Source organism: Caballeronia jiangsuensis (assembly GCF_046030135.1).
GTDB lineage: Bacteria > Pseudomonadota > Gammaproteobacteria > Burkholderiales > Burkholderiaceae > Caballeronia > Caballeronia jiangsuensis.
Window position 1 is genome coordinate 118,549 of the sequence record NZ_JAQQDB010000016.1, and the last position, 11,768, is coordinate 130,316.

At 64.5% G+C, this 11,768-nt stretch carries 7 protein-coding genes; 4 read left to right on the forward strand and 3 right to left on the reverse strand.

Annotated features, from left to right (window positions below; translation table 11 throughout):
- The first annotated feature begins 266 nt into the window (after positions 1-266).
- Positions 267-2,663, forward strand: a complete 2,397-nt coding sequence (locus PQR08_RS18815) for a phosphoketolase family protein (protein ID WP_250484973.1) — start codon at positions 267-269, stop codon at positions 2,661-2,663.
- On the opposite strand, the gene PQR08_RS18820 is transcribed toward PQR08_RS18815, so the two are convergent.
- From PQR08_RS18820 to PQR08_RS18830, 3 genes are all read right to left on the reverse strand, one after another.
- Positions 2,664-5,015, reverse strand: coding sequence for a mechanosensitive ion channel family protein (locus PQR08_RS18820; RefSeq protein ID WP_250484974.1), 2,352 nt, complete (start codon positions 5,013-5,015; stop codon positions 2,664-2,666). It lies immediately after the preceding gene.
- 153 nt (positions 5,016-5,168) lie between these two features.
- Positions 5,169-5,789 carry a TetR/AcrR family transcriptional regulator gene (locus PQR08_RS18825; protein ID WP_035507271.1) on the reverse strand — a complete coding sequence of 207 codons (621 nt, stop codon included), beginning with the start codon at positions 5,787-5,789 and terminating at the stop codon, positions 5,169-5,171.
- Between the two features lie 118 nt (positions 5,790-5,907).
- A complete protein-coding gene (locus PQR08_RS18830) occupies positions 5,908-6,066 on the reverse strand; it encodes a hypothetical protein (protein ID WP_238213265.1) in 159 nt (52 codons plus the stop codon).
- A gap of 6 nt (positions 6,067-6,072) precedes the next feature.
- On the opposite strand from PQR08_RS18830, the gene PQR08_RS18835 reads away from it, so the two are divergent.
- Genes PQR08_RS18835 through PQR08_RS18845 form a run of 3 tightly spaced genes read left to right on the forward strand, consistent with a single transcriptional unit; the run spans position 6,073 to position 11,755 of the window.
- Positions 6,073-7,173, forward strand: a complete 1,101-nt coding sequence (locus PQR08_RS18835) for an efflux RND transporter periplasmic adaptor subunit (protein WP_250484984.1) — start codon at positions 6,073-6,075, stop codon at positions 7,171-7,173.
- Positions 7,170-10,292, forward strand: a complete 3,123-nt coding sequence (locus PQR08_RS18840; protein ID WP_238213263.1) for an efflux RND transporter permease subunit — start codon at positions 7,170-7,172, stop codon at positions 10,290-10,292. The genes PQR08_RS18835 and PQR08_RS18840 overlap by 4 nt, the downstream gene beginning before the upstream one ends.
- Entirely contained in the window at positions 10,289-11,755 is a 1,467-nt protein-coding gene (locus PQR08_RS18845) for an efflux transporter outer membrane subunit (RefSeq protein WP_250484975.1), read from the forward strand. Before PQR08_RS18840 ends, PQR08_RS18845 begins: the two co-directional genes overlap by 4 nt.
- The last annotated feature ends 13 nt before the right edge of the window (positions 11,756-11,768 follow it).

The following is an 11,768-nucleotide window of genomic DNA, read 5'->3' on the forward strand; positions in this document are numbered from 1 at the left end:
TTCATTTGACGGCGCATTGTCTGTCAATGACGCCATCGAAGAAATAATGTCTCGCGGATGACACGGAAGCGACGCTTTCGCGAATCGCGCCGGATCATGCAGCGAATCGAAATAACTTCGTCCGATTCGCACGACTCGTTTCACAAGTGCTCGCGCAGCAACTATCTTGAAGAGCGTCCCGCGATCCGCGCACGCGTTTTCCAAAATCACATCGCTCGCGCGCATGAGCGATTGACGATGAACCTTCACTGAAAGGAGCCTTTGTAATGAGCAAGCACTCCAGGAATGGCACGTCGCAATCTTCCGCGCTCGAAGGCGACGAACTTCGCCTCGTCGATGCATGGTGGCGCGCGTGTAACTATCTCTCGGCGGGCATGATCTTTCTCACGGAGAATCCGCTGCTGCGCGAGCCGCTGAAATCCGAGCACGTGAAGCACCGCCTGCTCGGACACTGGGGCGCGAGCCCGGCGCTCTCGTTCGTGTGGGCGCATCTGAATCGCGTCATCAGGCGCGAAGACATCGACGTGATCTTCATGGCCGGGCCCGGTCACGGCGCGCCGGGCGTGCTCGGCCCCGCCTATCTCGAAGGCACGTACGCCGAGGTCTATCCGGACAAGAGCGAAGACGCCGAGGGCATGCAGAAGTTCTTCAAGCAGTTTTCCTTTCCCGGACACATCGGCTCGCATGTGACGCCCGAAACGCCGGGATCGATTCATGAAGGCGGCGAACTGGGCTATAGCCTGTCCCATGCATATGGCGCCGCGCTCGACAACCCCGACCTGATCGTCGCGTGCGTCGTCGGCGACGGTGAAGCGGAAACCGGCCCGCTCGCGACGGCGTGGCATTCGAACAAGTTCATCAATCCCGCGCGCGATGGCGCCGTGCTGCCGATCCTGAACCTGAACGGCTACAAGATCGCCAATCCGACGATCCTCGCGCGCATCAGTCATCAGGAACTGGAGGCACTGTTCGTCGGCTACGGGTACCGGCCGTATTTCGTGGAAGGATCGGACCATGCGGAGATGCACAAGAAGATGGCGGAAACGCTCGATGCCGCCATCGCCGATATCCACGCGATAAGGGAGAAGGCGCGCAAGGATAAGCACGTCGAGCGGCCGCGCTGGCCGATGATCGTCCTGCGCACGCCGAAGGGCTGGACCGGTCCCAAGGAGATCAACGGCCACAAGGTCGAAGGATCGTGGCGCGCGCATCAGGTGCCGTTCTCGGACGTGCATAGCAACCCCGCGAATCTCGCGGTGCTCGAACGCTGGATGCAGAGCTACAAGCCCGAAGAACTGTTCGACGAAACCGGCCGGCTGCGCGAAGAAATCAGGGCGATCGCACCCAAGGGCACGCGGCGCATGAGCGCGAATCCGCATGCGAACGGCGGCGTGCTGCGCAAGGAACTCAAGCTGCCCGATTTCCGCGACTATGCCGTCGATGTCGGACAGGCCGGGAAGATTCTCTATGAGAACACGCGTCCGCTCGGCGCTTTTCTGCGCGACGTCATGCGTTGCAACATGCACACGTTCCGCGTGTTCGGCCCCGACGAAACGGCATCGAACCGCCTTCAGGCAATCTATGAAGTCAGCAAGAAAGTCTGGATGGCCGATCTTCTTCCCGAAGACGAGGACGGCGGCGAGCTGTCGCGCGACGGCCGCGTGATGGAAATGCTTTCGGAGCACACGCTGCTCGGCTGGCTCGAAGGTTATCTGCTTTCAGGGCGGCACGGCTTCTTCCACACGTACGAAGCCTTCGCGCATGTCATCGATTCGATGTTCAACCAGCATGCGAAATGGCTCGATATCTGCAAGAACCATGTGCCGTGGCGCGCATCGGTTTCCTCGGAAACCATCTTGCTGTCATCCACCGTATGGCGGCAGGACCACAACGGCTTCTCGCATCAGGACCCGGGCTTCATCGATCTCGTCACGAACAAGAGTCCTTCCGTCACGCGCGTGTATCTCCCGCCCGATGCGAACACGTTGCTCGTCGTGGCCGATCAATGCCTGCGCTCGACCGATTGCATCAACATCATCGTCGCGGACAAGCAGAAGCATTTGCAGTTCGCGACCATCGACGAAGCGATCGTGCATTGCGCCAAAGGCATCGGCGTGTGGCGGCGCGCGAGCACCGATGAAGGCGAAGAGCCCGACGTCGTCCTTGCTTCCTGCGGCGATGTCGCGACGCAGGAAGCACTGGCCGCAGCCGCGATTCTGCGCGAGCGTCTGCCCGAACTGAAGCTGCGCTTCGTGAACGTGGTCGATCTCTTCAAGATGCAGCCCGACACCGAGCATCCGCACGGATCGAGCCCACGTGAATTCGATAGCCTCTTCACGCTCGACAAGCCCGTGATCTTCAACTTTCACGGTTATCCCTGGCTGATTCACAAGCTCGCGTATCGCTTCCACAATCACGAGAATCTGCACGTGCGCGGCTATAAGGAAAAAGGCAACATCAACACGCCGCTCGAACTCGCGATTCTCAATCAGGTCGATCGCTTCAATCTCGTGATCGACGTGCTCGACCGCGTGCCCCGCTTGCAGGCACGGACCGCGCATTTAAGGGAAGACATGAAGAACGCGATCATCCGTCACCTCGAATACGCGCATACGCACGGCACCGACAAACCGGAAATCGCGGAATGGGTATGGCCGTTCTGATCAGGGCGATTCCTTGAGTACACGGAGTTCCGGCTGCGCGGCGCCGTCCGCCGCATGCCGGGCCTCCGCCTGCGCGCGCTCATCGGGGCGTGCGCGTGCGTCGCGATCCATTGGCGACGCATTAAGCTGCATCTGCGGCAACATCATCTCGATGCCGGCTTCGTCCATCTTGAGTTTGAGCCTCGCGTTGAACGCGCGCGCCACGCTCCATTGCTGTAACGGGCGCGTCTTGATCTGCCCTTTCACCACAATGCAGTTCGCTTCGAAGCGATCGAGGCCGAACACTTCGACCGGCGCGAGTATCTCGTTGCGAAAGCGAAAGTCACTGCTCAGATCGGCGCTGACTTCCACGATCATGCGCGTGATGTCGTCCAGTTTCGAGGAGAACGGCACGCGCACTTCGAACACCGCATTGGCGAAATCGCGCGACAGGTTCTTCACGATCTTGATCTGCGAGAACGGAATGGTGTGAACCGCGCCCTGTCCATCGCGCAGACGGACGGTGCGGATCGTGAGATCCATCACGGTGCCGGCATGTCCGTCGATATCGATCCAGTCGCCGACCGAGATCGTCTCCTCGACGATGATAAAGAGTCCCGTGATCAGATCGGTGACGAGCGACTTCGCCCCGAAACCGACCGCGAGACCGATCACGCCCGCGCCTGCGAGCAGCGGCGTCAGATTGATGCCGAGACTCGCCGCCGCGACGATGGCCGCGAGGCTCGCGACCGTCACGAAGATCGCGTTGCGCACGAGCGGCAGCATCGTGCGGGCGCGCACGCCGGGACTGAGCGCCTTGTTGCGCGAGCTGTTCGGGCCGAGCGCTTCGAGGATGATGGTATCGATGACGATCCAGATGAACCACGCGCCGAACACCGTCGCGACCACTGCGATCAGCGCGTGCCTGAAGCCGGGTGTCATCGCGCTGTGCTTGATGAGCCGCGCGATCGGTCCGCTCCACAGTTCCAGTTCGAAACGCAGATAGGCGAGCCAGATCAGCAGCACGACGAGCGTGCAGCCGAAGTGCAGAAGCCGCGTCAGATGCGGCGCGCGGCGGCGTGCACGCGTGTCGCGCCGGCGCGTCAGATGCAGCAGCAGCGCGGAAGCGAACAGCGTGAGCACGAGCAGCGCCGCGCTCAGCAGCGAAGGCCGCAGCACGTCCCCTTCCGCGCCGCGCCCGTCGATGATCGCGACAACCGACGCCACCGCGATCAGCAGTATCGGGATATGCCATAGCGACGCGAGGATATCGAGCGCTTCCGTCGCGAACTGATGATCGCGCCTGCGCGAATACGGACGATTGCGAATCAGATGCGTGATGGGCCGCCGGTAAGCGAGCGCGAAATAGCCGGAGAGCAACGCCGCGGCGAGACTGGCGAAGATCGACACGATGCCCGCGAGATTCGGACCGAGCTGGCGCGTGACATCGGCGTTGGCGGTGGCATCGCCGAGCGCGCCGCATGCACCGATCGCGAAGAGCGGCCAGGGCGTGCGCGCAAGCAGTTGCTGCACGGCGACGCGGCGATGCGCCGTGCTGAACACCGAGAACACGATCAGGCAGATTGCCGAGAAGATCGAACCCGCGACGATCGCATAAGCGATGACGAGCCCGAGCGTGCGGCCGAGCATGTCGGGCATCGTGCGCACGAAGACCAGCACCGCGATGAATGCGACGAGCCAGGGCCCGGTCTGCCGCACGGCGAAGGCGAGCAGTTGAACCGATGACGGATTCGGCGCCAACGTGACCGCCTTGCCATAGCGCGCGAAAATATGCCGCTGAACGCGGATCAGCACGAACGCGCACAGCCCCCAGACCGCGAGCGTCGCACCCATGCCGGCGACGATGCGGCCGGACGACTCGCCTCTTTCGCCCGTAACGACGGCCTGCAGTTCGCTTGCGGCGGCGGCCGAGCGCGCGCTCCAGACACGCACCGGCGTGAGGCTATCGCCCAGATTCGTTTCGACCGACGCGATGCCCGAAGCGATCGCGCCGAGCAGATCGGCATTGGCGGGCTTGGGTGTGGGCGTGGCCGGAACGGCTTTCTGCGTCGCGTCGCGCAGCACTTTCAGTTGGGCGACGAACGCGCTGCGTTGCGCATCGTTGTCGAGCGTGCCGATGAGACTGTTCAGCGAACGCACCATTTCGGCCTGACTCGCGGGCGACGGCGCGGAAGCGGCAGGCGCTTCGGAGGCCGGAGGCAAGATGAACTTTTGCATCGCGGCGGGAAAAGGCGCGGCCATCACGGACGACACCCACGCCGCACATCCGATGAAGATGCCGAGCGCGATCATCCACGCGCGAGCGTCAGTCAGGACGTGCCCCACTTCGATGCGTCGCCTGAATGCGCCCATGGAGATTCCCTCCAGCGTGACATCCCCGTTTCGCGAGATTGCAAACGAACTCGAAACACCACGAGCGCGGCCTCGCCGGCTCTCGCGCAAAGAGTAGCTTATCGGCCAGATGCGTGCCACCGGCAATGCGGATCGCCGGCGATGAAACGCCGCTTAGTCGGCGGCGCTCAGCACGACACGCCTGAAGAACTGCGCGAGCACGTCCTCGGCGAATTGCGCCGGCACCGATTGCGGGTCGGACGAATAGAAGAACTGCACGCCGTCGCACAGCGCGATGAGGCCGAGCGCCATCTGTTCCGGCGGCATCGTGAGCGGCGTGCCCACGCGCTCGGAGAATGCCCTGATGTAGTCGGTCGTGGTCTGCCGCAGCTCGCGCATCAGCGCATTAAAGCTCGCGCGGAATTTCGCGTCGCGGCTCGCGTGCAGCTTCGCTTCGACCCACAGCAGAAAGCACGCGTTGTTCTGGTAGCACTCGCTGTAATACTGCAGCACGCGCGCTTCCATGTCGGCACGCGAGGCCTGGCCATCTTCGAAGAGTGTGGAGAGGCGCTGCATGATGGTGTCGTGATCGCGCTTGAGCACTTCGAGCAGCAACTCGGCCTTGCTCGAAAAATTCGAATAGAACGCGCCGCGCGTGTAGCCCGCGTCGGCGGCCACATCCTCGACGCTCGATGCGCCGAATCCCTTCTGGGTGAAAACCGCCTGGGCAGCGTCGAGCAGGCGCTGACGCGTCTGGTCACGGCTCTGCTCGCGGGTGAGACGTACAGGTTTCATGCACAAAGTGTAGCATCGCGCGGCTTACAAATCCGGCTTTGCATTCAGATACAAGTGTGTATTAGAATTCATTTCGTATTCGCGTCCGGGTCGTCGAAACCCTTGCCGGACGGGGTTGTCAGGTCGACGCATTGATCTGCCCCGCTTTCGCTCGTTTCTCGAAATTGCCCGCCGGGTCACCTTTTTCCTTGCTTCGCCCATGAGCCGCGCGCAGTCGTTGCGAGGTGCGCGGCACCATGCCCTTGCGGGCGCCGAGGTTCTTGTGAAGCTCTTCCACTCAGCCATGTCGGTCGTGGCGCGCGCGGCATTCGTTCCGATCGTCTGTGTAACGCTCGTCGCCTGCAAGCGGCATGAAGCGCCCGCACCCGCGCCGCGTCCGGTCGTCGCCGTCGCGGCGCAAGCGGACGGACACGCGAGCGCATCCAGCCTGCCCGGACAGATTCAGTCGCGCTATTCGACGCCGCTTTCCTTTCGCATCAACGGCAAGATTCTCGAGCGGCGCGTGCGCCTCGGCGACAGCGTGAAGGCAGGGCAAGTCGTCGCCCGGCTCGATCCCGCCGATGCCGAGAAGAACAACGCGAGCGCCCGCGCGCAACTCGACGCCGCCGAGCATCAGCTCGTCTATGCGAAGCAGCAGCTCGACCGCGATCGCGCGCAGGCCGCGGAAAATCTCATCGCGCCCGCGCAACTCGAACAGACTCAGAACGCTTACGCGTCCGCGCTCGCGCAGCGCAATCAGGCGCAGCAGCAGGCGGGACTTTCCGCCGATCAGTTGCGCTACGCGACACTCGCCGCCGATCACGCGGGCGTCATCACCGCCGAGCAGGCCGACACCGGCCAGAACGTGACTTCGGGCCAGGCCGTCTATACGCTCGCCTGGAGCGGCGATATCGACGTAATCTGCGACGTGCCCGAAGCCGCGCTCGGCGCGTTCGCCGTGGGCAAGGAAGCGAGCGTGAAGCTCGCGGCATTGCCGGGGCGGACCTTCAAGGCGCGCGTGCGCGAGCTCTCGCCCGCCGCCGATACCCAGAGCCGCACCTGGCGCGCGAAGCTCACGCTCGAAGCGCCGACGCCCGACGTGCGCCTCGGCATGACGGCGGACATCGCGTTCGCCGCACCGAATGGCGCGAAGGGCGCGTTCACCATTCCATCGACGGCGCTGTTCCACGACAACGGCCATCCCGCCGTGTGGATCGTCAAGCAGCCGGGCGATGCGCTCGAACTGAGGCGCGTCGAAGTCGCGCGCTACGGCGAGCGCACGGTGACGCTCGCGAGCGGCATCGAAGCGGGCGAGCGCATCGTGTGGCAGGGCGTGCATACGGTGTCCGCGGGCGAAAAAGTGCGCGTCGTCGCGCCGCTGCATCCCGAGGACTTCGCGTCATGAGCGACATTCGCGAAGACGACAACGCGCATCGCCACGAAGAAGGCCGCTTCAATCTCTCGGCATGGGCGTTGCGGCATCGCGCGCTCGTCGTGTTTCTCATCGCGATGTCGACGATCTTCGGCATCCTCGCCTACACGCGGCTCGCGCAATCGGAAGATCCGCCCTTCACCTTCCGCGTGATGGTCATTCGCACGTTCTGGCCGGGCGCGACCGCGCGTCAGGTGCAGGAGGAAGTGACGGACCGCATCGCGCGCAAGCTCCAGGAAACGCCGTACACGGATTTCATGCGCAGCTATTCGCGCCCCGGCGAGTCGCTCATCTTCTTTCAGATGAAGGACTCCGCGCCCGCGAAGGACGTGCCGGAGGAGTGGTATCAGATCCGCAAGAAAGTGGGCGATATCGCCGCGACCTTGCCGCCCGGCGCGCAAGGCCCGTTCTTCAACGATGAATTCGGCGACGTCTACACGAACATCTACGCGCTCGAAGGCGACGGCTTCTCCCCCGCGCAACTGCACGATTACGCCGATGCCTTGCGCACGGTTCTGCTGCGCGTGCCGGGCGTAGCGAAGGTCGATTACTTCGGCGACCAGGAAGAGCGCATCTACGTCGAGATTCCCAATACGACGCTCACGCGCCTGAACATCTCGCCGCAGCAGATCGCGCAGGCCATCGACGGACAGAACGCCGTCTCGACCGCTGGCGTTCTGACGACGCCCAACGATCGCGTGTTCGTGCGCCCGAGCGGGCAATTCACGAGCGTGGACGCGCTCGCCGATACGCTCGTCACCGTGAACGGCCGCTCGTTCCGTCTCGGCGACATCGCGACGATCAAGCGCGGCTACATCGATCCGCCCGCCACGCAGATGCGCTCGGCGGGCACGCCCGTGCTCGGCATCGGCGTCACGATGCAGCCGGGCGAAGACGTCGTGCGTCTCGGCAAGGCGCTCGACGAATCCATGATCAAGCTGCGCGCGCAACTGCCCGCGGGACTGAAGCTCACCGAAGTCTCCAGCATGCCGCATGCGGTCTCGCATTCGGTGGACGACTTTCTCGAAGCAGTCGCCGAAGCGGTCGTCATCGTGCTGATCGTGAGTCTCGTGTCGCTCGGCGTTCGCACCGGCATGGTGGTCGTGATCTCGATTCCCATCGTGCTCGCCGTCACCGCGCTCTTCATGTATCTGTTCGATATCGGCCTGCACAAGGTATCACTCGGCACGCTGATTCTCGCGTTGGGATTGCTCGTCGACGACGCGATCATCGCCGTCGAAATGATGGCCGTGAAGCTCGAACAGGGCTGGAGCCGCGCGCGCGCAGCGGCGTTCGCCTACACGAGCACCGCGTTCCCGATGCTGACCGGCACGCTCGTCACCGTCGCGGGTTTTCTGCCGATCGCGCTCGCGAAATCGAGCACCGGCGAATACACGCGCTCGATCTTCGAAGTGTCGGCGATCGCGCTGATCGCATCGTGGCTCGCGGCGGTCGTGCTGATTCCGTTGCTCGGCTACAAGCTCCTGCCCGAACGGAAAAAAGAAGCGCATCTGCCCGACGATCACGAACACGATATCTACGACACGAAGTTCTACGGACGCCTGCGCCGCTGGGTCGGCTGGTGCGTGAAGCGGCGCTTCGTCGTGCTCGCGATCACGGTCGTGCTCTTCGTCATCGCGATGGCCGGCTTCACCCTCGTGCCGCAACAGTTCTTCCCGAGTTCGGATCGTCCCGAACTGCTGATCGACGTGAGATTGCAGGAAGGCGCATCGTTCGAAGCGACCTTGCGCGAGGCGAAGCGGCTGGAAGAAGCGCTGAAGGGCCGCGACGAAATCGATCATGTCGTGAGCTTCGTCGGCACCGGCGCGCCGCGTTTCTATCTGCCGCTCGATCAGCAGTTGCCGACGCCGAACTTCGCGCAGTTCGTCGTCACCGCGAAGTCGGTCGAAGCGCGCGAAGCGCTGGCGCGCTGGCTCGATCCGATGCTGCGCGAGCGCTTCCCTGCCATACGCACGCGTCTGTCGCGTCTGGAGAACGGGCCGCCTGTCGGTTATCCGGTGCAGTTTCGCGTGAGCGGCGACGATATCGGCACTGTGCGTCACGTCGCCGAGCAGGTTTCCGCCGACATGCGCGCCGACTCGCGCACGACCAACGTGCAGTTCGACTGGGACGAGCCTTCCGAGCGTTCGGTGCGCTTCGAGATCGATCAGCAGAAGGCGCGCGATGCGGGCGTCTCGTCGCAGGATATCGCGAGCTTTCTCGCGATGACGCTGACCGGCACCACGGTCACGCAGTATCGCGAGCGCGACAAGCTCATCAGCGTCGATTTGCGTGCGCCGCGTGCCGAGCGCGTCGATCCCGCGCGGCTCGCGACGCTCGCGATGCCGACGCCGCACGGACCGGTGCCGCTCTCCGCGCTGGGACGCGTCGTCGATACGCTCGAATACGGCGTGATCTGGGAACGCGACCGCCAGCCGACCATCACCGTGCAGTCGGACGTGAAGGGCGACGCGCAAGGCATCGACGTGACCCAGGCCATCGACAAGAAGCTCGACGAGATTCGCCGTGCGTTGCCGGTCGGCTATCGCATCGAAGTGGGCGGCCCGGTCGAGGAAAGCGGCAAGGGCCAGGCGTCGATCAATGCGCAGATTCCGGTGATGGTGATCGTCGTGCTGACGCTTCTGATGATCCAGTTGCAGAGCTTCTCGCGCGTGATGATGGTCGTGCTCACCGCGCCGCTCGGGCTGATCGGCGTGGTCGTGACGCTGCTCGCGTTCGGCAAGCCGTTCGGCTTCGTCGCGATGCTCGGCGTGATCGCGATGTTCGGCATCATCATGCGTAACTCGGTGATTCTCGTCGATCAGATCGAGCAGGACATCGCATCCGGACACAAGCGTTTCGATGCGATCATCGGCGCGACGGTGCGGCGTTTCAGACCCATCACGCTGACGGCCGCGGCCGCCGTGCTCGCGCTGATTCCGCTTCTGCGTAGCAACTTCTTCGGCCCGATGGCGACCGCGCTGATGGGCGGCATCACGAGCGCGACCGTGCTCACCCTCTTCTATCTGCCCGCGCTCTATGCCGCGTGGTTTCGCGTGAAGCTCGACGAACGCGAAGGAGCATCGTCATGAATCGCCCGCTTTTGATGACCGTGGCGTGCCTCGCGCTCGGCGCATGCGCGTTCGGTCCCGATGGCAAGCCGCCCGCGATGCCGCAGCCCGCGCATTACGGCGCGCAGCCGCAGGTGGAAGCGAGCGTCACGGCGGAAGGCGCGTCGCAGCGCTTCGTCGCGGACGCGGCGCCCGTGCCCGAATGGTGGAAGCTGTATCGCTCGGATACGTTGAATGCGCTCGTCGATGAAGGCTTGCGCGCGAGCCCGAATCTCGCGGCGGCGGACAAGAGCCTCGTCGCCGCGCGCGAACAGTTGCGCGCGCAGGTCGGTTCGTCGCTGCTGCCGCAGATCGATGCAGGCGGCCAGGCGACGCGGCAACGCGGCTTAGGCATTCCCCAGGGCGGCCCGCCGACCGTGCTCTACAACCTTTTCGTCGGGCAGATTCAGGCGCAATACACGTTCGATCTCTTCGGCGCGGCGCGTTTTGCGAATGCGGCGCTCGCCGCGCAGGTCGATCAACAGGCCTTTCAGCTCGATGCCGCACGGCGCGCTCTCGCGGCCAACATCGTGACGGGCGCGATCGGCGCGGCGGCATTGCATGCGCAGATCGACGTAACCGAACGCCTCGTCGCGCTCGCCAACGACGACGCGCACGATGCACAGCGCCGCTATGCGCTCGGCTCCCTGTCGCGCGCCGACATGCTCAGCGCGCAGCAGAACGCCGCGTCGCTCGCAGCGCAATTGCCGGGCTTGCGCGCGCAATGGCTCGCGACGCGTCACGCGCTCGCGGTGCTGCTCGGACGCACGCCCGATCAGGCGCCCGACGATCTCGATCTCGCGAGCCTCGCCGTGCCCTCCGATGTGCCGGTCGTCCTGCCATCGGCGTTGTTGCAGACGCGCCCTGACATTCAGGCCGCCGATGCCGCATTGAAGGCGGCCGCCGCGCAGGTCGGCGTCGCGACCGCGCAGTTGTTTCCGAGCCTGTCGATATCCGCTTCGATGGGCAAAGGCGGCTTCGACTGGCCGACCGCGCTGTCGGGCGCGGGCGCGTTGTGGAGCGTGGGCGCATCGCTGTCGCAGCCGATCTTTCACGGCGGCGCGCTGCTCGCGCAACGCCGCGCGGCCATCGCCACGTATGACGCCGCCGTCGCGCAGTACAAGCAGACCGTGCTCTCGGCGTTTCAGAACGTCGCGAATACGCTGGCGTCGCTCGAAACCGATAGCGAAGCGCTCGCCTTCGCCGACAGCGCGAGCAACGCCGCGCGGGATGCATCGGCGGATGCGGCGGCGCGCGTGCGGCGCGGCGCGATCCCGCCGCGCGCCGCCCGCGGCAGCGAACAGCAGTACCTCAACGCGCGTCTCTCGACGATCCACGCGAGCAGCGCGCGCCTGAGCGACACCGCCGCGCTGTTTCAGGCGATGGGCTCGCCCATCGCTTCGGGTTCGAGCGTCGCGCGCGCCGATAGCGAGACGCACAAGTAGCGCCACGTCCATT